18 protein-coding genes and 1 tRNA gene are annotated in these 23,903 nt (G+C 65.6%); 11 read left to right on the top strand and 8 right to left on the bottom strand.

What is annotated here, in order from left to right; genetic code table 11:
• Window positions 1–227: 227 nt before the first annotated feature.
• The 3 genes from ACOI1H_RS06810 to ACOI1H_RS06800 form a co-directional block, all read right to left on the bottom strand.
• Window positions 228–312, bottom strand: a tRNA-Leu gene (locus ACOI1H_RS06810).
• 42 nt (window positions 313–354) lie between these two features.
• A complete protein-coding gene (locus ACOI1H_RS06805) occupies window positions 355–870 on the bottom strand; it encodes a tetratricopeptide repeat protein (RefSeq protein WP_422436117.1) in 516 nt (171 codons plus the stop codon).
• Between the two features lie 106 nt (window positions 871–976).
• Window positions 977–1,462: an Lrp/AsnC family transcriptional regulator gene (locus ACOI1H_RS06800; protein ID WP_422436115.1), complete on the bottom strand. Its 486-nt coding sequence runs from the start codon at window positions 1,460–1,462 to the stop codon at window positions 977–979.
• A gap of 105 nt (window positions 1,463–1,567) precedes the next feature.
• Here ACOI1H_RS06800 and putA point away from each other — a divergent pair, with 105 nt between their 5' ends.
• A complete protein-coding gene (gene putA / locus ACOI1H_RS06795) occupies window positions 1,568–5,029 on the top strand; it encodes a bifunctional proline dehydrogenase/L-glutamate gamma-semialdehyde dehydrogenase PutA (protein ID WP_422436114.1) in 3,462 nt (1,153 codons plus the stop codon).
• A 67-nt stretch (window positions 5,030–5,096) separates the two neighbouring features.
• Window positions 5,097–5,840: a rhomboid family intramembrane serine protease gene (locus tag ACOI1H_RS06790; protein ID WP_422436119.1), complete on the top strand. Its 744-nt coding sequence runs from the start codon at window positions 5,097–5,099 to the stop codon at window positions 5,838–5,840.
• Here the strand turns inward: ACOI1H_RS06790 and ACOI1H_RS06785 are convergent.
• Window positions 5,837–6,625 carry an inositol monophosphatase family protein gene (locus ACOI1H_RS06785; protein WP_422436113.1) on the bottom strand — a complete coding sequence of 263 codons (789 nt, stop codon included), beginning with the start codon at window positions 6,623–6,625 and terminating at the stop codon, window positions 5,837–5,839. The genes ACOI1H_RS06790 and ACOI1H_RS06785 overlap by 4 nt on opposite strands.
• A gap of 137 nt (window positions 6,626–6,762) precedes the next feature.
• Between ACOI1H_RS06785 and ACOI1H_RS06780 the strand changes: the two genes are divergently transcribed.
• Window positions 6,763–8,694, top strand: a complete 1,932-nt coding sequence (locus tag ACOI1H_RS06780) for a putative bifunctional diguanylate cyclase/phosphodiesterase (RefSeq protein WP_422436112.1) — start codon at window positions 6,763–6,765, stop codon at window positions 8,692–8,694.
• Here ACOI1H_RS06780 and ACOI1H_RS06775 read toward each other — a convergent pair.
• Complete coding sequence (locus ACOI1H_RS06775) at window positions 8,691–9,596, bottom strand: LysR family transcriptional regulator (protein ID WP_422436111.1); 906 nt, start codon at window positions 9,594–9,596, stop codon at window positions 8,691–8,693. The two genes, ACOI1H_RS06780 and ACOI1H_RS06775, sit on opposite strands and share 4 nt — an antisense overlap.
• A gap of 97 nt (window positions 9,597–9,693) precedes the next feature.
• Here ACOI1H_RS06775 and metF point away from each other — a divergent pair, with 97 nt between their 5' ends.
• The gene (gene metF / locus ACOI1H_RS06770) at window positions 9,694–10,560 is read left to right on the top strand and encodes a methylenetetrahydrofolate reductase [NAD(P)H] (RefSeq protein WP_422436110.1); all 867 of its coding nucleotides are present in this window, start codon (window positions 9,694–9,696) and stop codon (window positions 10,558–10,560) included.
• A 35-nt stretch (window positions 10,561–10,595) separates the two neighbouring features.
• Window positions 10,596–11,072 carry a PaaI family thioesterase gene (locus ACOI1H_RS06765; protein ID WP_422436109.1) on the top strand — a complete coding sequence of 159 codons (477 nt, stop codon included), beginning with the start codon at window positions 10,596–10,598 and terminating at the stop codon, window positions 11,070–11,072.
• A gap of 3 nt (window positions 11,073–11,075) precedes the next feature.
• Here ACOI1H_RS06765 and ACOI1H_RS06760 read toward each other — a convergent pair whose 3' ends face one another.
• Together ACOI1H_RS06760 and ACOI1H_RS06755 are read right to left on the bottom strand one after the other, a co-directional pair.
• Entirely contained in the window at window positions 11,076–12,119 is a 1,044-nt protein-coding gene (locus ACOI1H_RS06760) for a DUF2235 domain-containing protein (RefSeq protein WP_422436118.1), read from the bottom strand.
• The gene (locus ACOI1H_RS06755) at window positions 12,106–14,391 is read right to left on the bottom strand and encodes a xanthine dehydrogenase family protein molybdopterin-binding subunit (protein ID WP_422436108.1); all 2,286 of its coding nucleotides are present in this window, start codon (window positions 14,389–14,391) and stop codon (window positions 12,106–12,108) included. Before ACOI1H_RS06755 ends, ACOI1H_RS06760 begins: the two co-directional genes overlap by 14 nt.
• A 132-nt stretch (window positions 14,392–14,523) precedes the next feature.
• On the opposite strand from ACOI1H_RS06755, the gene ACOI1H_RS06750 reads away from it, so the two are divergent.
• From ACOI1H_RS06750 to ACOI1H_RS06740, 3 genes are all read left to right on the top strand, one after another.
• Window positions 14,524–17,697, top strand: coding sequence for a valine--tRNA ligase (locus tag ACOI1H_RS06750; RefSeq protein ID WP_422436106.1), 3,174 nt, complete (start codon window positions 14,524–14,526; stop codon window positions 17,695–17,697).
• A gap of 91 nt (window positions 17,698–17,788) precedes the next feature.
• On the top strand, window positions 17,789–18,907 hold the full coding sequence (locus ACOI1H_RS06745; RefSeq protein ID WP_422436105.1) for a pyridoxal phosphate-dependent aminotransferase: 1,119 nt from the start codon (window positions 17,789–17,791) through the stop codon (window positions 18,905–18,907).
• A gap of 75 nt (window positions 18,908–18,982) precedes the next feature.
• Window positions 18,983–19,300: a DUF305 domain-containing protein gene (locus ACOI1H_RS06740; protein WP_422436103.1), complete on the top strand. Its 318-nt coding sequence runs from the start codon at window positions 18,983–18,985 to the stop codon at window positions 19,298–19,300.
• A gap of 3 nt (window positions 19,301–19,303) precedes the next feature.
• On the opposite strand, the gene ACOI1H_RS06735 is transcribed toward ACOI1H_RS06740, so the two are convergent.
• On the bottom strand, window positions 19,304–20,479 hold the full coding sequence (locus ACOI1H_RS06735; protein ID WP_422436101.1) for a pyridoxal-phosphate-dependent aminotransferase family protein: 1,176 nt from the start codon (window positions 20,477–20,479) through the stop codon (window positions 19,304–19,306).
• Window positions 20,480–20,640: 161 nt separating this feature from the next.
• Here ACOI1H_RS06735 and ACOI1H_RS06730 point away from each other — a divergent pair, with 161 nt between their 5' ends.
• From ACOI1H_RS06730 to ACOI1H_RS06720, 3 genes are read left to right on the top strand one after another with little or no spacing between them, the layout of a single operon-like run.
• On the top strand, window positions 20,641–21,318 hold the full coding sequence (locus ACOI1H_RS06730; protein ID WP_422436100.1) for a tyrosine-protein phosphatase: 678 nt from the start codon (window positions 20,641–20,643) through the stop codon (window positions 21,316–21,318).
• Window positions 21,315–23,072 carry an ABC transporter ATP-binding protein gene (locus tag ACOI1H_RS06725; protein ID WP_422436099.1) on the top strand — a complete coding sequence of 586 codons (1,758 nt, stop codon included), beginning with the start codon at window positions 21,315–21,317 and terminating at the stop codon, window positions 23,070–23,072. The genes ACOI1H_RS06730 and ACOI1H_RS06725 overlap by 4 nt, the downstream gene beginning before the upstream one ends.
• Entirely contained in the window at window positions 23,065–23,817 is a 753-nt protein-coding gene (locus tag ACOI1H_RS06720; protein ID WP_422436097.1) for a YgfZ/GcvT domain-containing protein, read from the top strand. Before ACOI1H_RS06725 ends, ACOI1H_RS06720 begins: the two co-directional genes overlap by 8 nt.
• The last annotated feature ends 86 nt before the right edge of the window (window positions 23,818–23,903 follow it).

Raw genomic sequence — 23,903 nt, 5'->3', positions numbered from 1 at the left:
CGCGTCACCCGCATGCTCGCAAACTCATGACTTCTCTCACATAGTTCCGAATCGGACTCTGAGGGACGCGACGGCGATAACGGTACCGACCGTTGGCGTCGATCTTGACATGCTTCAGCTTCAAATCGGCCTTCATCCCGGAACCCCTATGTGGACCTACGTGTGGACCTAAGGGAGTGTATGGTGGCCTTGTAGCGTTGTAAATAAGGGGAATGACGACCTGAAAGTGGTGCCCCCGGCCGGACTCGAACCGGCACGGGCATAGCCCAAGAGATTTTAAGTCTCCGATGTCTACCATTCCACCACGGGGGCACGGCGCTTTGGTAGCGGCGGGTCTCGACGGGGGCAAGGGGATCAGAGGTCGGTACCGGGCGGCTCGATCAGCATCGCCCGTTCCTTCAGCCAGGGGTTCAGCGCAAGTGCGTCGCGCAGGGTCGCCTGCGCCTCCTCGGTGCGGCCAAGTCCCATCAGCGTCAAGGCCTTGCCCGACAGGGCGGCCACGTGGTTCGGGGTGATCGATAGCGCCTTGTCGAGGTCGAAGAGGGCCGAGTCATACTCCTGCCGCAGGAAACTGGCAAAGGCGCGCTGGTTGTAGCCTTCGGCGTAGTCCGGACAGTATTCCACCAGCGTATCGAAGGTGTCGCGTGCGCCGAGGAAATCGTAGCCGTCTCGCTTGGCCATGCCCGCGTCCAGCAAATCCTGCGCCGTCCGGTCAGGCGCGTGGGTCCAGGTCTGCCACAACTGATCCATCAGCGGCCTTGCGCTCGCCTCGTCCGGGGCGGCCTGCAAGCCCGCGATGATCCGGTCCTGGTCGGCGGCATGGTCGGGAGCCGCTGGGCAGACGGCCTCGGGTTCCGTCCTATCGGGCAAGGTTATGTCCTGCGCGAACGCAGGCCCGGCCAGAACGCAGAGGGCAAGGAGCAGTCTCATACCGCCATCTTCGGTGGGGAAGAGTTTACGTCAAGTCACAGAAGCGTCAGCCTGCGGGGCGGACCGGGGCGACGCCTTCTTCCTTCACCGCCTGCATGGCGACGTAGGTGGACGTTCCGGCCACATGCGGCAGGGTCGAGATGAAGTCGGCCAGCACCTGCCGGTAGTCCGTCATCCCCTGTGTACGCACCTTCAGCAGATAGTCGAAGGACCCCGCGATCATGTGGCACTGTTCGATCTGCGGCACGTCCAGCACGGCGCGGTTGAAGGCGTTCAACGCCACCTCGCGCGTGTCCGACAGGCGCACCTCGACAAAGGCGACGTGGTCGCGGCCCAGCGCGATCGGGTCGAACAGCGCGCGGTAGCCGCGGATCACGCCGTCCGCCTCCAGCTTGCGCAGACGCGCCTGAGTCGGGGATTTCGACAGGCCGATGCGGTCGGCCAGCGCCGTCACGCTGATGCGCCCGTCCACCGCAAGGACATCCAAAATCTTCGCGTCGAATGGATCGAGAGCGGCAGTCTTTTCGACCATGAATACCCCGTCAATGCGGATCGTTTTGACCAATTTCCGATTATTAGCGGGCAGATCGCCTGACGGCAAGACGCTATCATGGACCAACCCTGCTGGAGTTTCCCCATGCCTCGCGATGCCCGGACCGACCTGCGCGCCAAGATCGACGCCACCATGTATGCCGACGAGATGACCGTGGTCAGCGTCCTGGCGGAGGATGCCGGGCTGACCACGACCGACCGGGCACGGATCGGGGCGGCCGGGGCCGATCTGGTGCGGCGCATCCGCGCCAGTTCCGATCCGGGCCTGATGGAGGTCTTTCTGGCCGAATACGGCCTGTCCACGGACGAAGGCATTGCCCTGATGTGTCTGGCCGAGGCGCTGCTGCGCGTGCCCGACGCCGATACCATCGACGCGCTGATCGAGGACAAGATCGCACCCTCGGACTGGGGCAGGCATCTGGGGCATTCCGCGTCTTCGCTGGTCAACGCCTCGACCTGGGCCCTGATGCTGACAGGCCGGGTGCTGGACGATGACAAGCCGGGTCTGACCCGCCACCTGAAGGGTGCGATCAAGCGCCTGGGGGAGCCGGTGATCCGCACCGCCGTCAGCCGTGCGATGCGCGAAATGGGCCGCCAGTTCGTGCTGGGCGAGACCATCGACACCGCGATGAAGCGGGCCGAGGGGATGCAGGCCAAGGGTTTCACCTATTCCTACGACATGCTGGGCGAGGCGGCGCGCACCGACAAGGACGCGAGGCACTACCAGCTTGCCTATTCCCGCGCTATTTCCGCGATTGCCGCCCATTGCACCCACGACTCCGTCGCCAGGAATCCCGGCATCTCGGTCAAGCTGTCGGCCTTGCATCCGCGCTATGAGGTCGCGCAGCAGGACCGCGTCATGGCCGAACTGGTGCCGCGCGCGACCGCCCTTGCGATCCTCGCCAAGGCCGCCGGCATGGGCTTCAACATCGACGCCGAGGAGGCTGATCGCCTCGCCCTGTCGCTTGACGTGATCGAAGCGGTGCTGGCGGAACCGGCGCTGGCGGGCTGGTCCGGTTTCGGCGTGGTCGTGCAGGCCTATGGGCAGCGCGCCGGGCTCGTGATCGACCATCTGCACGCCTTGGCGGAACGGCTGGACCGCAGGATCATGGTGCGGTTGGTCAAGGGTGCCTACTGGGATGCCGAGATCAAGCGTGCGCAGGTTATGGGCATGGACGGCTTTCCCGTCTTCACCGCCAAGGCGCACACGGATGTCAGCTATATCGCCAACGCGCGCAAGCTCTTGGGGATGACCGACCGCATCTATCCGCAGTTCGCCACGCACAACGCGCATACCGTGGCCGCGATCCTCGACCTGGCGCGGCAGATGAACCGTAGTCCGGCGGACTATGAATTCCAGCGCCTGCACGGCATGGGCGAAACCCTGCATACGCTGGTGCTGGCCGACCAACACACCCGCTGCCGCATCTATGCCCCCGTCGGCGCGCACGAGGACCTGTTGGCCTACCTCGTGCGTCGCCTGCTGGAAAACGGGGCCAACTCCAGCTTCGTCAACCAGATCGTCGACGAGGACGTCGCCCCCGAGGTCGTAGCCGCCGACCCCTTCGACCAGATCGGCACGAAGCCGTCGATCCGCAGCGGGCCAAAGCTGTTTGCGGACCGCGTGAACTCCAAGGGGTTCGACCTGACATGGCCACCGACGCTGGCCGCCATCGCTCAAGACCGGCAGCCCCATCACGCGACGGTCTGGGACATCGCCCCGCGTGTCGCCGGGTTCACGGCGACGGGCGATGCCGCCCCACGGATGAACCCCGCCCGACCCGGCGATGTCGTGGGGCGCGCCATGGCCGCCACCGACGCCGTCGCTGCTGCGGCCTTCGATGCCGCAAGACCATGGAACGCGAGCGCCGACACCCGCGCCAAGGCCCTGACCGACGCCGCCGACGCCTACGAGGCCCACGCAGGCGAGATTTTCGCCATCCTCGCGCGCGAGGCGGGCAAGGGTCTGCCCGACTGCGTGGCCGAATTGCGCGAGGCGGTGGATTTCCTGCGCTACTACGCGGCACAGGCGCGCCAGATGCCCGATGCGGCACCGCGGGGTATCTGGACCTGCATCAGCCCGTGGAACTTTCCGCTGGCGATCTTTACCGGGCAGGTCGCGGCGGCGCTCGCCGCCGGCAACGCCGTGCTTGCGAAACCGGCGGAACAGACGCCGATCATCGCCGACCTGGCGGTGCGCCTGATGCACACGGCCGGGGTGCCACAGGATGTGCTGCAGTGCCTGCCCGGTGACGGTGCCGTCGGTGCGACACTGACGGCAGACGCGCGGGTCAATGGTGTGGCCTTCACCGGATCGACCGCCACGGCGCGCAAGATCGCCGCAAGCATGGCCGACCATTGCGCCCCCGGTACGCCGCTGATTGCGGAAACCGGCGGGTTGAACGCGATGATCGTGGACAGCACCGCCCTGCCCGAACACGCCGTGCGTGACATCGTGAACGGGGCCTTCCGCTCTGCAGGCCAGCGCTGTTCCGCGCTGCGCTGCCTTTATGTGCAGGACGACATCGCGGACAAGCTGCTGACCATGCTGAAGGGCGCGATGAACACCCTGACCTTGGGCGATCCCTGGGCGCTGTCCACGGACATCGGCCCGGTGATCGACGCGGCGGCCCGCGACGGCATCAACACGCACATCGCGCAGGCGGCGGCGGAAGGGCGCGTGCTGCACCAGCTTGCGGTGCCGGCGCTGGGTGAATTCGTGGCCCCTACGATCATCGCGCTCGACGGGATCGACCAGCTGGAGAAGGAGATCTTCGGCCCGGTCCTGCATGTGGTGCGCTATAGATCGCAGGACCTCGACAAGGTGATCGCGGCGATCAACGCAACAGGCTACGGCCTGACTTTCGGTCTGCACACCCGCATCGACGACCGGGTCGAGATGATGGTGAACCGCATTCGGTGCGGCAATATCTACGTCAACCGCGACCAGATCGGCGCCGTCGTGGGCAGCCAGCCCTTTGGCGGCGAAGGACTGTCGGGCACTGGCCCCAAGGCTGGCGGCCCCCACTACCTACCCCGGTTTGCGGCACCACAGCCCGCCCATGCCAGTGCCGCGAGCTGGTCCGGTCAGGACACACCCGCGCGGCTGGCAAAGGCCCTGCGCGACGCCCCTGTTCCGCCCGCGCAGGCTCCGCGCGACATGCCGGGGCCGACGGGCGAATCGAACCGCCTGTCTGCGCATCCGCGCGGCCCGGTCCTGTGTCTTGGCCCGGGTCCCGCCGCCGCCACGGCACAGGCGCGAGAGGTCGAATTGCTGGGCGGCCAGCCGGTGATGGCGCAGGGCAGCGTCGCCGCGGCGACGCTGACGACGCTGGAACCGCTTGCCACCGTGCTGTGGTGGGGGGACGCGGCGCAGGGCAGCGCCTATGCCCGCGCCCTGACCGAACGTGACGGCCCGCTTGTCAGTCTCGTCACGGAGATGCCTGACACCGCCCACGTCATGCACGAACGCCACGTCTGCATCGACACGACGGCGGCGGGCGGCAATGCGGCGCTTCTGGCCGAGGTCGCTGGCTCGACGCCCTGAAGACGCGCTGGGGGTGCGGTGTCCGCGCCCCCTTGACCCCAGCCCGGCAGGCTGCACCTATCCCGCCATGTTCCCCATCCGCGATCATAACCCGTCCAACCGCACGCCCTTCGTGACCTATGCCCTGCTTATCGCCAACGTGGCAATCTGGCTGTGGTCCGTGACGACGATCACCGACACAAATGCGATCAACTGGTTCTACTATCATTACGCGCTGATCCCGGCCCGGTTGGCGGGCGGAGAAGGCTTCTCCGGCCTGCTCACTTCGATGTTCCTGCACGCGGGCTTTCTGCATCTGGCAGGCAACATGCTGTTCCTGTTCATCTTCGGCGACAACCTGGAAGACCGGATGGGGCATTTGACCTTTGCCGGCTTCTACGTCGCCTGCGGCGTGGCGGCGGGTCTGGCGCAGGTGATGATCGACCCCACCTCGGCCGTGCCGACCGTGGGCGCATCGGGGGCGATCGCGGGCGTGATGGGCGGCTACCTGCTGCTGTTTCCCCGCGCGCGGGTCGACATCATCCTGATCCTGATCGTCTTCTTCAAGGTATTTCCGGTGCCCGCCTGGATCATGCTGGGCCTTTGGTTCGCGATGCAGGCGTTCGGGGGCCTTGGGCCGCAGGGCGACGGCGGCGTGGCCTACTGGGCGCATATCGGCGGCTTCGTCGCGGGACTGATCCTGGCGGTGCCCTTGTGGCGTAGGCTGGGTGGGACAGCCTTCTGGCGCGTCACGCACGGCCAGCCGCCGCACCCGGCCGCGACCTATACGGACGGATCAAGCCGCGTGCCGACGGTGCGCCGCAGGCGCTAGTCCTTGCGGATGACCTTGGCGAAAGTCGCGAAAATCTCGTTATTGGCGCACAGGACCGACCCATCGGCCAGCGGATCGCCGTCCTTGGTCACGGATTCGACGATGGCACCCGCTTCCTTGGCGATGACCAGACCGGCGGCCATGTCCCAGGACTTCAGCTTGCGTTCCCAATAGCCGTCATAGCGACCGGCAGCGACATAGGCGAGGTCGAGCGACGCCGCCCCGAACCGGCGCACACCGGCGCAGGCGGGCAGCAGGCGCGCGAGGTCCTGCAACGATTCCGGCAGATCGCTGCGACCGGCAAAGGGCAGGCCTGTGGCAAAGATGCTGTCGATCAGACGGTGACGCGCGGACACCCGCAGGCGGCTTTCGTTCAGAAAGGCACCGCCGCCCTTTTCGGCATAGAACATCTCGTCCTTCACCGGGTCGTAGACGACGCCGGCCACCGCTTGCCCCTTGTGTTCAAGGGCGATGGACACCGCCCAGTGCGGCAGGCCGTGCAGAAAGTTGGTGGTGCCGTCGAGCGGGTCGACGATCCAGCGGCGCGTCGGGTCCTCGCCTTCGATCAGCGCTCCCTCTTCGCCGACGAAACCATAACTCGGCCGGGCGTGCATCAGCTCGTTGCGGATCGTCTCCTCGGCCTGGCGGTCGGCGCGGCTGACGAAATCGCCGGGACCCTTGGTGCTGACCTGCAGCTGCTCGACCTCGCCAAAGTCCTTGAGAAGCGCACGGCCCACCTTGCGGGCGGTCTTCATCATCACGTTGAGGTTCGCACTGCCAGCCATCGGGGCCTCCGTCCATTGATCAAGGGCGGCGTATAGGACGGGCGGGCGGTCTATACAAGGTGCGGCGGCGGGCGGGCGTTAAGGGAATCTTCGCGCACGCGGGCGATACCTGTCCTTCTGTGTCATCTGGGGCAAAAATGCTGGAACGACTGAAGGACCGTTTCGTACTTGAAACCCGACTGACAATCCACATTGTCCGCAGGGATCGCCTGCGCCGCATGAGCCTTGTGCCGCTGGTCAGCAGCATCATGATGTTGGCGGGGGAACATCGCGCCGCCGTGGTGATGGCTGTCCTCGTCAGCGTCTCTGAGATGATGGCCTATCTGGCCGGCGCGGGACAACGCATCGACGGCCCGCCGCCCGGCCCGCTGCGGTGTGGCGCTGTCTGGATCGTCGCCGTATCGACGACGATGGCCTACATGTTTGCCGCGACGCTGTTTGCCAACGGCGGCACCACCGCAATGCTGATCTGCGCCTGCATCTGGATGTTCGGGGCGCTGGTCCACATTTCGAACTCTTTCGTCGCCGTGCCGCTCTACAACTGGAGCATGTTGATACCCGCTTACATGGTGGTGATCCAGGTCGTCCTCTACCTGTTCCAGCAGAAGGTCGTTGTCTCGGCACCCCTCGAGGGTTTTACCGTCGGGGGCCTTTTGCTGGTCTATTTTGCCAACACCGTGCAGACCACGCAGAACCACAAGGACACGTTGTCAGCCTATGAAAACATGCGTGAACTCGCCACTCGCCGTCTGGTGGAGCTCGAGGATCTGTCGCTGCGCGATGTGTTGACCGGCTTGCCGAACCGCCGCGCCTTCGATCAGATCGCGCCGAAGGTCCTGTATCGAAACCGGTCGGGGCGGGCGATCAACGGGGCCCTGTTCCTGATCGATCTGGATGGGTTCAAACCAATCAACGACAGCTACAGCCACGCCGCAGGCGACGCCCTGCTGAAGGAAGTGGGCCGCAGGCTGAGCACCGATCTGTCGGGGTCAAGCATCGTCGCGCGTCTGGGTAGCGATGAATTCGCAGTCGCCTGGCCCGGCCCTCTGACCCCCATGGACATGGTGCGCATCGCCGACGACATCCTGCGCCATATCCGCAAGCCGGTGCAGTTCGATCAACGCAAACTGCAGGTCGGTGCCAGCATCGGTATCGCCCCGGCACAAAGGGACACCACGATCGATCAGTTGCTGAACGAAGCGGATCAAGCCATGTATCAGGCCAAGATCGGACTTGAATCGCATGTGGTGATCTTCGACAACAAGAGCTTTCCGCGCCGCCTGACCCTGGATGATCGGGCACGTCTTCTGACTGGCATCAAGAGCGGCGAAATACGTCCCTTCTATCAGCCGCAGGTCGAAATCGCGACAGGCCGGATCATCGGGCTGGAGGCGCTGGCCCGCTGGGTGCGGCCGAACGGCGACATGCGATCCGCAGGATCGTTCCTGCCGGCCATCAACGAACTGGGCCTGCAAGCCGATTTTCAGCAACACATCCTGCGGACGGTGCTGGCGGACATGACGACATTGCAGAAGGCTGGTCTGCTGCCCGAACAGGTCTCGATCAACCTGGCCGAGGTCACGCTGGCCACAAGGTCCGGGCGGGATGCCCTGATCGCCGCCGTCGCCGAATACCCGTCCCTGCGCCCGCATCTGACCTTCGAGGTGACCGAGGATATCTTCCTCGCCCGTGCCGGCCGGATGATACAGGATTCGATATCCCTGCTGCGACTGGCGGGCGCACGGATTTCCCTGGACGATTTCGGCACCGGTTTTGCATCCTTCCAGCACCTGCAAGAGCTTGAGTTCGACGAATTGAAGCTGGACACCGGCTTCGTGCGCAGGCTCGGAACGGACCGGGCGACAGACGTGCTGGTGAAATCCTTCCTCGACATGGGGCGCGGCCTGGGTGTCAAGATCGTAGCCGAGGGTGTGGAAACGCAGACCCAGCTCGAAATCCTGCGTGGCATGGGGTGCGAGATCGTTCAGGGCTATTACTATTCACCGGCGCGGCCGTTTGCCGATGTCCGCACGATCCTAGAGAACCGACGCACGACCGCAGCCGCCTAGGGCCGCTGCAGCTTCACCGCCTCTTGTCGCGCCAGTCGCACCACATGGCTGAGGTACGGCAACCCCGCATCCGCCGTGCGGGTCGCTGCGTAAAGGCGTTTGGTTATGCCCTGCGCGGTCAGGGGCCGCGTGACGTAATCCGAATTGTAACGCACTTGTCGCACGACCCAATCCGGCAGCACAGCGACTCCGCGATTGGACGCCACAAGCAAAAGGATCATGGCAGTCAGCTCCACTTGCCGCACCGTCGCCGGTTCGACCTTGGCTGGCGTCAGCAAGGCGTTGAACACATCCAGCCGATGGCGGTCCACCGGATAGGTGATCAGGGTCTGGCCGCGAAAGTCCTCGGCCTCGACGAACTGCTTCCGGGCCAGCGGATGACTGGCTGCCGCGACGAAGACAGGCTCGTAGTCGAAAATCGGCGTGAACTCCACACCCTCCAGCGTTTCGGGATCGGAGGAGACCACGAGGTCAACCTCCTCGCGGCGCAGTGCGGGCAGCGCGTCGAAGGCAAGGCCCGGACGGATATCGACGTCGACCTCGGGCCAGGCCTTGCGAAAGGCGTCCAGCACCGGCATCAGCCATTCGAAACAGGCGTGACATTCGATGGCGATATGCAGCCGCCCGGCCTTGCCCGTGATCAGACCGTCGAATTCCGCTTCCAATGCGGCCACTTGCGGCAGGATGGATTCCGCTGCCGCCAGCAGCTTCATGCCCGCCGCCGACAGGCGCAGCGGTTTGGTGCGGCGCACGAAAAGCTCCACCCCGGCCTGATCCTCGATCCCCTTGATCTGATGGGACAACGCCGACTGGGTCATGCCAAGCAGGTCCGCCGCGTTGCTGAGCCCGCCAGTGTCGTGAATCGCCTTGATCGTGCGCAGATGGCGGAACTCGATGTGCATATCTCGCTTTCTCTCATAATCATCGTGAGCGTTATGAATTTGCCTCATATGCAACGCGATGCCACATATGACAAGACCGCAGCACAGGACCGCTCCCATGACCCGCCCAAAGATCTCCTTCGAATTCTTTCCGCCGAAAAGCCTCGAAGGGTCGTTTCGTCTGTGGGATTGCGTCAACACGCTGGCCCCGCTCGCCCCGGAATTCGTTTCGGTCACATACGGGGCGGGGGGCACGACCCGCAAACTGACCCACGAGGCGGTGACGGCAATCGACAAGACGACCGGCCTGAAGGTCGCGGCGCATCTGACCTGCGTGGACGCAACCCGCGCCGAAACGCTGGCGATCGCCCAGGAATACGCCGCCGTCGGGATCACCGATATCGTGGCGCTGCGGGGCGATGCACCAAAAGGCAGCACGAAATTCACGGCCCACGCGGACGGTTTCGCATCCTCGGTCGAACTGATCGAGGCGCTGTCGGCGACCGGAAAGTTTACCCTGCGCGTGGGTGCCTACCCCGAGAAACACCCCGAAGCCGCAAGTCAGGACGCCGATGTCGCCTGGCTGAAGCGCAAGATCGACGCCGGTGCGGCGGCCGCAATCACGCAGTTCTTTTTCGAGGCAGAGACCTTTTTCCGGTTCCGCGACAAATGCGTGAAGGCCGGAATCGACGCGCCGATCATCCCCGGCATCCTGCCCGTGGAAAACTGGACGGGTGCCGCGAAATTCGCCGCCATGACCGGCACGAGCATCCCGCCCGTGATTGCGCAGGCCTTCGAGAATGCGCTGCGCGATGGCAATGCCGATCTGCTGGCGACGGCCCTGGCCACCGAACTCTGCGATGATCTGCTGCAAGGCGGCGTCGAACACCTGCATTTCTACACCCTGAACAAGCCGCAACTGACCCATGATGTCTGCCGCGCGCTGGGCTTGGCCCCGCAGCCCCGCTTGCAGAACGTGGCCTGATCCGGCAGCCTCTGGCCAGATACGCCGGAGGCCCCATGCCCATTGCCAGAACCCTGTCCGACCTACCCGACCGCGACACCATCCTGTCGCTGTCGGGTCTTGAATTCATGCAGGCGGTGCGCGACGGCAACCTGCCCGGCCCGCCGATCGCAGAGGGCATGAACTTTGCGCTCGATGAGGTCACACCCGGTCGCACCGTCTTTCGCGGCACACCGGAATTCGCCCATACCAACCCCGTCGGTGGCGTCCACGGCGGCTGGTATGGCACGCTGCTGGACAGTTGCATGGCCTGCGCCGTGATGACGATGGTGCCGAAGGGCGCCATCTACACGACGCTGGAATACCGGATCAACATCGTGCGGGCCATTCCCCTTGGTCTGAGCGTCACCGCGACCGGCATCGTCGATCATGCGGGTCGGTCCACCGGGGTCGCGTCCGGCCGGATCGAGGGGCCGGATGGCAAGCTTTACGCAACCGGGTCCACGACCTGCCTCATCATGCAGATCGGTTGACGCTCAGGTGTGAAAGGCCGTCTGATGCGAGACCGGTTCGGACCGGATGACCGTGTCGTGCAGACGCTCTGACGGATCGAACAGGATCGCGCGGCCTTGTCGCATCACAAAGAACTTGGCCCAGCCGCGCCATTGTCCGATGGAGGGCGCATCGACGTCGCAGGGATAGCGCGACCGCCAGCCGTCGGGCAGCGGCACGCCGCGTTCGGATATCTTTTCGAGCATCCAGACCAGCGGGATATTCGCCAAGGGTCGGGCGGCGGGAAAGTCGCCTACCTGACCACCAACATCGCCGTGGGTGCCGCGGAACCAGACCTGTTCGACGGTGGCGCGGTGATCCTCTGCGGTGTTCCACATCACTGGTGCAAAGACGTTGCGCCTCTCGTTCAAGGCCAGCGCGTGATAACCGTGCCGCACGTGCTGACCCAGCCTTTGGTCGTGAAAGCCGTGGATGTCGCTGCGGTCGAGTGGTGTGCGGCGGCCCAGCGCCTTGACTGTATCCCAGACGGCAACCGCCTCGATCTGGACGGCATCGTGGCACATGAGGCGATGAAAGGCGCGCGCGGCATCGGACCCGCCGCCGGCCTGATAATGGCGAAACGCCGTGCGCACGGCGCTGACCGTCGCATGATCGTGGCGCAGCAGACCGACCCGGCCCACCAGACCCGCGAGGGACCGGACAGCGAAGGCACCCCGCGAATAGCCCATCAGCACGATGGTATCACCGGGGCGATAGCGCGACGCGAGCACGCCGTAGGCCCGCCGGATCTGTTCGTTGACGCCCCGCCCGGACATCACGTCCCAGGTATGGCGCCAGTCGGACCACTGGATGCCCGCCTCGTAGTAGACCGTCAGGTTGGCGCGGCGACCCGCCTCGCGCAGCAGTTTGAAGGTGCGGCCGGCGTTGGTGGAATGGCCTTCGCGCAGGGACGACATGGTGCCGTCGAGGATGATGACATGCGTGGCAGGCCCCCGCCCGCGCGGTGCGCCGCTTTTCTGACGCGGCTGGCGGCCGAAAAGGCCAAGGAGCCAGTTATGCGGCTTCAGAGCGGGCTTCCCGCAACCAGGACCAGACGCGGTGCGGGGTGAACGGCATCTCGATCCGCCGGACGCCTTCGTCCCAAAGCGCGTCCAGCACGGCATTCGCCACGGCGGCCAGCGCGCCGACGGTCCCCGCCTCGCCGCAGCCTTTCATGCCCATCGGGTTGTATCTCGACGGGGTGCCGCGGGTAGAGAAGCCGATCGGCGGCACGTCCGCCGCGCGGGGCATCCCGTAATCCATGAAACTTGCAGTCAAAAGCTGGCCGTCGTCGTCGAAGACGACCCGTTCCGCAAGCGCCTGCCCGAGGCCCTGCACCACGCCGCCATGCACCTGACCCTCGACCAGCATCGGATTGATCAAGTTGCCGAAATCGTCGACCACGGTATAGCGGTCGACCGTGGTCTGCCCGGTCTCGGGGTCGATCTCGACCTCGACCACATGGGCCCCGTTGGGAAAGCTGCGGTTGTCCAGCGTGATCCGCTGGCTGTGGCGCAAAAGATCGGTGCGGCCGTCGGCGCGGGCCATGTCCGCGACCTCCAGCATGGTCGGCGTCAGGTTGGACCCGGCGATGCGAAAGCGCTCGTCATCGAACTGCACGTCGCCGCCTTCCTTGTCCGACAGGTAGCCGGAAAAGGCGGCGATCATCGCGTCCACAGTCGCCAGCGTCGCGGTGTTCTGCACCGTGACCGACCGCGACCCGCCGGTGCCGCCCCCCGTGGCAATGCGGTCGCTGTCGCCCTGCACGACCTGGATGCGGTCGGCGGGGATGCCGGTCTGATCCGACAGGAACCTCGCATAGACGGTTTCATGCCCCTGCCCGTTCGATTGCGTGCCGACGTAGATCAAAGCGCCCTCTTCGGTGAATTCGACGGTCGTCGTTTCCGAAGGATCGCCCAGAATGCTTTCGATATAGTAACAGACGCCCTGCCCGCGCAGCATGCCGCGTGACGCGGATGCAGCCCGCCGCGCGGCAAAGCCGTCGGTGTCGGCATTATCCTGTGCGGTGTCCAGCAGCGCGGCGAATTCGCCGACGTCATAGGTCATGCCGCTGGCGGTGGTATAGGGAAACTGGTCGGGCGCGATGAAATTCCGCTTGCGCAGGTCCCAGCCCGACAGGCCCAACTGCCGCGCCGCCTCGTCCATCGACCGTTCAAGGACGAAGATCGCCTCTGGCCGCCCGGCCCCGCGATAGGCGTCGACGGGCGTGGTGTTGGTATAGACGCCGCGCGTCCGCATGAAGGCGTCCTGCACGGCATAGGTGCCGGTCAGTACCTTGGAAAACAGGTCCGTCTGGATGCCCTGCCCGAACTGGCTGTTGTAGGCCCCCATGTTGGCAAGCGTGTCCAGCTTGTAACCGGTCAGGCGATGATCCGCGTCAAAGGCCAGCGTCGCCTGCGTGATCAGATCGCGGCCGGCGTTGTCAGTCAGCATGCCTTCCGTCCGCTCGCTCATCCAGCGCACCGGGCGACCAAGGCTGCGCGCGGCCTGCGCCACCACGAAGGGTTCGGAGTAGCGCATCGCCTTCATCCCGAAGCCGCCGCCGACATCAGGGGTCGTGACGCGGATCTCGCTCTTGTCCAGCTTGAAATGCCGGACCAGATCGTCCTTCGTGGCCCAGACGCCCTGCCCGTTCAGCGCCACATGCAGGCGGCCATCCGTCACCTCCGCATAGCAGCCGCGCGGTTCCATCGCGTTGCAGATGATGCGGTTGTCGGTGACCTGCACCTGCACCACATGGGTGGCAGCGGCGATGGCGGCATCCACCGCCGCCTCGTCGCCCAGTGCATAGTCGAAGGCGAGGTTGTCGGGGGCCGTCTCGTGCAGCAGCGCGCCGCCCGGGGCTACATCCATCTTGGCGGGCAGGTCGTCGATCTCGACCATCACCATCTCCGCCGCATCGCGGGCCTGCGCCAGGGTCTCGGCCACGACGCAGGCAATCGGTTCGCCGACATGGCGCACGCGACCTTGGGCCAGAATGGGCCTGCGGGTATAGGCACCCTTGCTGCCGTCGCGGTTGCCGATCCGCGCGCCGACCAGGTCCAGCACCATGCCCGCCGCCACCAGATCGTCCGCCGTGATGACCGCATGAACGCCGGGCATCGCCGCCGCATCCACCGTATCGATCCCCGTCAGTGTGCCGTGCCCGACCTGCGCGCGCACAAAGACCGCATGCAGCGCATTCGCGGGCGCGATATCGTCCACGTAGCGCCCGTGCCCGGTCAGAAATCGCTGATCCTCGACCCGTGTGATCGGCTGACTTTTCCCGAACTTTTCCATGATCCCGCGCCCCATCTGTTACGGGTCTGAACCTAAACGGGATCAGGCCAGTGTCCAGCCCGGGCATTGCCCCTTTTCCGCAGTCCCCCCTTTGGGTAAACCCCCTGCAACACGATGCAAAGGACGCGCCCCATGGCCCTGGACAAGACTTTCGACCCCGCCGCCCGCGAAGCCGCGATCTATGCCGCATGGGAACAGGCCGGTGCGTTCAAGGCCGGTGCGGGTAAACGCCCGAGGCCGGGGGCCGGTGCGCGGCGGGCCGAGACGTTCACCATCATGCTGCCGCCGCCCAACGTGACCGGCGCGCTGCACGTCGGCCACGCCTTCAACCACACGCTAATGGACATCCTGACGCGGTGGAAGCGGATGCAGGGCTACGACACGCTCTGGCAGCCGGGCCTCGATCACGCGGGCATTGCCACGCAGCTTGTCGTCGAAAAGCAGTTGGCCGAACGCCAGATCAAGCGCACCGACATGACCCGCCCCGATTTCATCGCCGAAATCTGGAAGTGGAAGGCGCAGTCCGGCGGCACGATCGAGGATCAGGCGCGTCGTCTGGGCGACAGCATGGACTGGTCGCGGTCCGCCTTCACCATGTCCGGCGCCGAGAGCGCGCCAGCAAGCGAGAAGCCCGGCAACTTCCACGATGCCGTCCTCAAGGTCTTTGTCGAGATGTATGACAAGGGCCTGATCTATCGCGGCAAGCGCCTCGTGAACTGGGACCCGCATTTCGAGACCGCGATTTCCGATCTGGAGGTCGAGAACCGCGAAGTCGACGGCCACATGTGGCACTTCAAGTATCCGCTGGCCGGCGGCGAAACCTATACCTACGTTGAAAAGGACGAAGATGGCGCGGTGATCTTCGAGGAAGAGCGCGACTACATCTCCATCGCTACGACGCGCCCCGAGACGATGCTGGGCGACGGCGCCGTCGCCGTCCACCCGGACGACACCCGCTATGCGCCCATCGTCGGCAAACTGTGCGAAATCCCCGTGGGGCCAAAGGAAAGCCGCCGCCTGATCCCGATCATCACCGACGACTACCCTGACATGACGTTCGGGTCGGGTGCCGTGAAGATCACCGGCGCGCACGACTTCAACGACTACCTCGTCGCCAAACGCGGTGGCATCCCGATGTATGCCCTGATGGACACGAAGGGCCGGATGCGCGCCGATGGGCGGCCTTACGCTGAGGAAGCTGAGATGGCGCAGCGTTATGCTGACCAATGGCTGATCCATCACGGCTACAAAGCAAAGCCTGAAGATTTCTACATCGACACCGGCGAGCCCGACGAACAATCCATCGCCGCGATGAACCTCGTCCCCGACGCCTATCGCGGGCTGGATCGGTTCGAGGCGCGCAACCGCGTGATTGCCGATGTCACCGCCGAGGGCCTCGCCGTCATGGTCCCCGCCACCGACCCGCGTCTGGGCCAGCCCGCCAAACTGACGGCGCCCGAGGAAGGCGGCGAAAACCGCCTCGATCAACTCGCCCCGCTCGTCGAGCCCAAGAAGATCATGCAGCCCTTCGGCGACCGGTCCAATGTCGTCATCGAACCCATGCTGACCGACCAGTGGTTCGTCGACACCGCCCAGATCGTCGGCCCCGCACTCGACGCCGTCCGCGACGGCCGCACCAAGATCATCCCCGAAAGCGGCGAGAAGGTCTATTACCACTGGCTCGAGAACATTGAACCCTGGTGTATTTCCCGGCAGTTGTGGTGGGGGCATCAGATCCCAGTGTGGTATGGGCCGGATATCGTCAAAACGCCTAACAGTGCGACTGGCTACAATTTCGACGAGGCCAAGAAATTCTTTTGTGCTGAAGACGAAGCTGGTGCAGTGGCAAAGGCTCGCGCGTTCTACGGTTCGGACTGCGAAATCAAATTTCTTGAACGAAGTAGCGCGAAAGCGCAAAGGCTTGACCACTCGCTGACGGTTAGTTCGAAAGCAGGTAATACTGATATGAAGGTCGAGAGGGTTTGTTTGACCCGCGACCCCGATGTCCTCGACACCTGGTTCTCTTCCGGCCTCTGGCCCTTCGGCACCCTCGGCTGGCCCGAGGAAACGCCGGAACTGAACAAATACTTTCCCGGCGATGTCCTCATCACCGGGCAGGACATCCTGTTCTTCTGGGTGGCGCGCATGATGATGATGTCGCTCGCCGTGACGGACGAAATCCCGTTCCACACTGTCTACCTGCATCAGCTCGTCCGCGATGCGAAGGGCGAGAAGATGTCCAAGACGCGCGGCAACGTCATCGACCCGCTCGCGATGATCGACCTCTACGGGGCCGACGCGCTGCGTTTCAACAACGCGGCGATGGCGGCGATCGGCGGCGTGCTGAAGATCAACGAGGACCGCATCAAGGGCTACCGCAACTTCGGTACGAAGCTGTGGAACGCCACCCGGTTTGCCGAAATGAACGACGTCTTCACTGCCCCCGCCGCCGACGGCGTGCCACAGGCGACGCAGACCGTGAACCGCTGGATCATCGGGGAAACGGCAAAGGTGCGCGAAGAAGTCGACGCCGCCCTCACCGCCTACCGCTTCAACGACGCCGCGAACGCGCTCTATGCCTTCGTCTGGGGCAAGGTCTGCGACTGGTATGTCGAATTCTCCAAACCCCTGCTGCTGGACGGGGCAGAGGCCGAGAAGCACGAAACGCAGCAGGTCATGCGCTGGGTCCTCGAACAGTCGCTGACCCTGCTGCACCCCTTCATGCCCTTCATCACCGAGGAACTCTGGTCCCTGACAGGCTCCCGCACCCAATTGCTGGCCCTGACCCCCTGGCCCGAAAACCTGACCGCCGATCTGGTCGACCCGCAGGCGCAGGCCGAAATGGACTGGACGATCTCCCTGATCGACGGCGTCCGGTCCGCCCGCGCCCAGATGAACGTGCCGGCGGGTCTGAAGATCGACGTGCTGCGCATCGACGCGAATGCAGATGCCCAACGGGCCGAGGCGAACAACCTGCCGATGATCCAGCGCCTTGCGCGGATCGAAAACATCGGTAGCGCCGCGGAAATCCCCAAAGGCTCCCTCACTGTCGCCGTCAAGGGCGCGACCTTCGCCTTGCCGCTGGCGGGCCTGATCGACGTGGACGCGGAAAAAGACCGGCTGACCAAGGGCCTGGCCAAGCTGGAAAAGGAAATCAAGGGCCTCGCAGGCCGCGCGAACAACCCCAACTTCGCCGCCTCCGCCCCGCCCGATGTCGTGGCCGAGACGAAGCAGAACCTCGCCGACCGCGAAGCCGAAGCAGAGCAACTGAAAACCGCACTCGCCCGCCTGAGCGAAATCGGCTGATCCCATTCATCTGGCCAGATAAACTCCCGCCGGAGGCTCCACGTCAGCCTCCGGCACCACAGTCCCGCAGACACACCCGCTGGAGGCACCCATGGCCGACACCGACCCTCGCCTGACCCCTCTCGCGCAGTCCCTGCCTGCCACGGTCCCCTTCGTCGGGCCGGAAACGCAGGAACGCGCACGGGGCAAGCCGTTCATTGCCCGCCTCGGTGCCAACGAATCCGCCTTCGGTCCCTCGCCGAATGCCATCGCCGCCATGCAGGCCGCCGCCGGCACCGTCTGGCAATACGCCGACCCCGAGGCGCACGATCTGCGCCACGCCCTTGGCGCGCATCACGGCATCGACCCCGCGCACATCATGGTCGGTGAAGGCATCGACACCCTGCTGGGCAACCTCGTACGCCTGCTGATCGCCCCCGGCGATGCGGTCGTCACCAGCGCCGGCGCATATCCGACCTTCAACTATCACGTCACCGGTTTCGGCGGCGTGCTGCACACCGTGCCCTACGCCGGCAATTTCGAGGACCCGGAGCGGCTGTGCGCCCGCGCGGCCGAGGTCGGGGCAAAGCTGATCTACATCGCCAACCCCGACAACCCGATGGGCAGCCACCACGACGCATCGACGCTGCAACGCATGGTCAGCCATGTCCCCGGCGGTTGCCTGCTGGTGCTGGACGAGGCCTACATCGACCTCGCTCCCGACGGCACCGCGCTCTACATCGCCCCGCACGACGACCGCGTGATCCGCATGCGCACCTTCTCCAAGGCCTACGGGCTGGCAGGCGCGCGGGTCGGCTATGCCATAGGGCCGCGACCGCTGATTGCGGCCTTCGACCGGGTCCGTAACCACTTCGGCATGGCGAAGCTCAGTCAGATCGCGGCGCTTGCGGCGTTGCAGGATCAGGACTGGCTGCCGCATGTGCAGGCTCAGGTCGCCGCCTGCCGCGACCGGCTTGCGGCGATAGCGCTTGAAAACGGCCTCACACCGCTGCCGAGCGCCACGAATTTCGTCACGATGGACTGCGGGCAGGACGGTGCTTTCGCGCGCCGGGTTCTGGCGGCTCTAGGCGATGCCGGAATCTTCGTTCGCATGCCGTTCGTGGCACCCCATGACCGTTGCATCCGCATCAGCTGCGCACCCGAGGCCGACATCGCGGCCTTTGCCGCCGCCCTGCCGGACGCACTGGCCATCGCGCGGGCCGCCGGGTGACTGCGGCACGATGGCCCCTTGCCGCGCGCCGCGAAACGGTATCCTGATGTCGCGACCTTCGGAAGGACAACGAACATGACGACGACAACGGGTGCGATCGCGGGACTGGTCATCGGGGCCGTCGTCGGCGTCGGCGGCATGATGCTGTTGCCGGGTGGCAGCCAACCGATGGACCACGCGGGCATGGGTGACATGCCGATGACCGGCAACCCCGACCATGACTTCATGGCCGGGATGGTGCCGCATCATCAGGACGCCATCGACATGGCGAACACGGTGCTGGAAACGACCGACGACGCAGAGGTGCGCGGGCTTGCGGAAAACATCCTGGCGACGCAGCAGGCCGAGATCGACCAGATGAACGCCTGGCTGGCCGCAAACCCGCAGGAGTAGCGATCAGCCTGCGGCGATCACCTCGGCCGCGGCGCGAATACCGCCCGACCCGTGGGGAATGTCGCAGGCGATCAGCCCTGCCTCGATCGTCGCCAGACAACCGAGGATCATCTGCGCATTGACATGCCCCATGTGGCCGATGCGGAACCAGGCGTCCGTCGGCTCTCGTCCCAGACCAATGCCCAGCGTCAGCCCGGCCTGATGTTCGCACCAGTGCCGCAGCACATCGCTTTTCCCCGGCCCGACATAGACCGAGGTGACCGAATGGGACCGCAGGCCCGCGTCCGCGATGTTCAGCCGCAGTTCGCCGCCCTGCCCCCAGACATCGCAGGCGGCCCAGATTGCGCGGGCCAGCGTGGCGTGACGGGACAGGACATTGTCCAGCCCCTCCTCCTTGATGAGGTCGAGTGCGGCGCGCAGGCCGTAGAAGTGGTGCGTCGGGGCCGTGCCATTGGAATACTGATAGTATTGCTCTGGCGCGGCACGGGGCCGCCAGTTCCACCAGCTTGACACGGTGCCGACCTGCCGCGCGTCGGCGCGGGCGTTGAAAAACACGAAGGCGAGACCTGCAGGCGTCATCAGCCCCTTCTGGCAACCGGCGACCATCACATCGACGCCCCAGGCGTCCATCTCGAAGGTGTCGCAGCCTAGCGATGCCATGCAATCGGCCATCAGCAGCGCATCGTGTCCCGCTGCATCCATCGCTGCCCGCACACCGGCCACATCGTTGCGCACCCCGGTCGAGGTGTCGGTCTGGCAAACCAGCACCGCCTTGATCCGTGCGGCTCCGTCGGCGCGCAACGCCCGTGTCACGCGGTCGGGGTCGACGGCATCGGCCTGGCCGAAATCCAGCACCTCGACCGTCAACCCCAGCCCCCGCGCCATGTCGGCCCAGCCGTGGCCGAAGCGGCCGGTCGCCAGCACAAGGACGGTGTCACCGGGCGCGCAGACGTTGGCCAGCGACGCCTCCCACGCGGCATGACCGTTGCCGATATAGATCGCGACATGCCCCTCGGTGCGCGCGACGGCCTTCAGATCGGGGATCAGGCTGTGAGTGAGGTCGTGCAGTTCGCCCTCATAGATGTTGGGCGACGCCCGGTGCATGGCCCGCAGGACGCTGTCTGGCATGACGGATGGGCCGGGGATGGCAAGGTATTGACGACCTTGGGCAAGGGACATGGCACGGGCTTTCCAGTGAAGTTCCGCGCGACACTAGCCGTCCGCCGGGCGGGGTCAACACCGTCCGCGCCTGTCCAGCCCGGCGGGGGGGGTCGCTTGCCCCGCTCCGGCAGAGCGGCTAGAGGTCTTTGCACGTCCCGCAAGTTCGCAAAGGCCCCCGGATGCTGCGCAGAATCGTCACCGCCCTGACGGGCCGGGATCGGCCAAAGCGGGTCTACGCCCTCGATACGCCCGGTGCGCGGCGGCGGTCCTGGCTGTATTACCAGTTCGTCGATCACGGGTTCCTGCGCTATCGCTGGACCAATTTTGACCTTGTGGCACCCGGCGTCTATCGCTCCAACCATCCCCACGCGACCCGACTGGACGCCTACCGGACCCGGGGCATCCGCGCGATCCTCAATCTGCGCGGCGTGGGCGAAGCCCCGCCCTATCTGATGGAAGTGGAAGCCTGCCACGCCCTCGGCCTCGATCTGGTCAGCGTGAAATTCGCCGCGCGCAACGCGCCCGCCCGCGCAAAGCTGCTAGAGCTTTTTGCCGCCTTCGACACGGTGCAAAGGCCCTTCGTCATGCACTGCAAGTCCGGCGCCGACCGCGCGGGGCTGGCGTCGGCGCTGTATCTGCTGGATCAGGGTGCCCCGATGGCCGAGGCGCGGCGGCACCTGTCGCTGCGCTATCTGCATCTGAAGTGGACCAAGACCGGCGTGCAGGACGCGCTTCTTGATCTCTACGAGGCGCGGCTGGCGCGCGGCCCCATCACGTTGCGCGACTGGGTGCGCGACGAATACGACCCGGACGCCGTGCGCGCGCTGTTCGCCAGCCGCCGCAGCCTGCCGCTATGACGGCACCCGCTACAGACGCCTTTCGCTGGATCTGGCGGACTTACCTGCGCCGCCACTGGGCGCTGATCGGCGCGGCGCTGGCGATGATGGCGGTCGAAGGCGGGATGCTGGGCCTGCTGTCCTATTTGATCAAGCCGATGTTCGACAGGGTCTTCGTCGGTGGCGACGGATCGGCGCTGTGGATCGTGGGGATCGCGATCATGGCGATCTTCCTGACCCGCGCCGTCACCTCGGCCGGGCAGAAGGTGCTGCTGATGATTGCCAGTCAGCGGGCCGCCGCCGCGATGCGGCGCGACCTGCTGGCGCACCTCATGCGGCTGGACAGCGCCTACCATCAGATCAACCCGCCGGGTCAACTGATCGAACGGGTGCAGGGCGATGTGACCCTCGTGAACCAAAGCTGGGCCGCGATCCTCGTGGGGCTTGGCCGCGATGCGGTCACGGTACTGGTGCTCTTCGGCGTGGCGCTGTCGGTCGACTGGCAGTGGACGCTGATCGCGCTGGTCGGCACGCCGTTCCTGATCCTGCCGGCCCTGCTGGCGCAGGCCTATGTCCGCCGCCGCTCCGTGACTGCAAGAGAGCTTGCAGGCCGCATGTCGACCCGTCTGGACGAGGTCTTTCACGGCATCAACCCGATCAAGCTGAACGCGCTCGAGGCGTATCAGACCGACCGCTACGCCGCCCTGACGGACGCCCGCGTCGCGGCCGAGGTGCGCGCCGCCGCGGGACAGGCCACTGTGCCCGCGATGATCGACGTTATGACAGGGGTCGGCTTTCTGGCGGTGATGGTCTTTGGCGCGGGCGAGATCATCGCCGGAACCAAGACCGTCGGCGAGTTCATGTCGTTCTTCACCGCGATGGCGTTGGTCTTCGATCCCCTGCGGCGACTGGGCCAGACCAGCGGTCAGTGGCAGATCGCGTCGGCCAGCATCGACCGGCTGCGTGGCGTTCTGGCCGAACGGCCGACCCTGCTGTCGCCCTCCGATCCGCGCCCCGCCCCCCATGACGCGCCAGAGGTGCGGCTGGACGATGTCAGCCTGACCTACGGAGAGCTGTCCGTGCTGCGTGGCGCATCGCTGGTTGCGCAGGCCGGGCGCACCACGGCGCTTGTCGGGGCCTCCGGTGCCGGGAAAAGCACCGTGTTCAACGTCCTGACCCGACTGGTGGAACCCACGGGCGGCACTGTCAGCATCGGTGGCGTCCCGGTGGAACGGATGGACCTTGGCCAGCTGCGCGGCCTCTTTTCCGTCGTCACGCAGGACGCGGCGCTGTTCGACGAAACGCTGCGCGACAACATCCTGCTGGGTCGCACCGATGTGTCCGACGCGCAGCTTGCGGCCGTGCTGGACGCCGCCCATGTGACGGAATTCCTGCCACAACTGCCGCTGGGTCTCGCCAGTCCGGCCGGGCCGCGCGGGTCCAACCTGTCGGGCGGGCAGCGCCAGCGTGTTGCCATCGCCCGCGCCCTGCTGCGCAATACGCCGGTCCTGCTGCTGGACGAGGCGACGAGCGCGCTGGACACCAAGTCCGAAGCGCTCGTGCAGGCCGCGCTGGAGCGGCTGTCCGTTGGGCGCACGACGCTGGTGATCGCGCACCGTTTGTCGACCGTGCGCAATGCCGACAGCATCGTCGTGATGGATCAGGGGCGCGTGGTTGACCAGGGGTCACACGACGCCCTGCTTGAACGCGGCGGCATCTATGCCGATCTGTATGCGATGCAGTTCAAATCGCGCGAGGACAACACCCATGACTGATCGCACTGTCATCGCCCTGACCGGGGCGGACCGCGTGGACTTCTTGCAGGGGCTGGTCACCAACGACGTGTCCCGGGCCGATGGCGGGATCGTCTATGCTGCTCTGCTGACACCGCAGGGCAAGTATCTGGCGGATTTCTTCGTTCTGGGCGAAACGGATCGCCTGTTGATCGACGTGGCCGCCAGCCACGCGGATGGGCTGATGCAGCGGCTGGGCCTGTACCGCCTGCGCGCCGACGTGCAGATCGCGAGGAGCGACATCGTAGTGTCGCGTGGCACCGGACCTGCCCCCGCGGGTGCGCTGTCCGACCCGCGCCATCCGGCGTTGGGCTGGCGCGCCTATGGCCCGACCGATGTGTCCGACGATACCGACTGGACGGCCCTGCGCGTCGCGCATTTGATCCCGGAAACCGGCATCGACCTGACCCCCGAAAGCTACATCCTGGAGGCCGGGTTCGACCGGCTGCACGGCGTCGATTTCCGCAAGGGCTGCTTTGTCGGGCAAGAGATCGTGGCCCGCATGAAACACAAGACTACCCTACGCAAGGGTCTGGTGCGGGTCAGGCTGGAGGGTGCGGCGCAGCCGGGGGACGAGATTGCATCGGGAGACCGGGCCGCCGGCACACTGCATTCGGTCGCGGGCGACCGGGCCATTGCCTATCTGCGGTTCGACCGGACCGCGGATCTGCGCACGACCGGTGCCCGGGTGACACCTTTCGCAGGCGACATCCCCGAGGGATCGTAACGAATTATTAGGAAGTTGCCGTCACCCTGCGACACAGCCGCGACAGGGAGGAACCTATGGCAACATACATCGTCCCGGCCTGCAAC

This window comes from Loktanella sp. DJP18, from assembly GCF_049310965.1.
GTDB lineage: Bacteria > Pseudomonadota > Alphaproteobacteria > Rhodobacterales > Rhodobacteraceae > Loktanella.
Note: the sequence above shows the minus strand (reverse complement) of the source record. Positions and strands in the feature narration are given on the sequence as shown.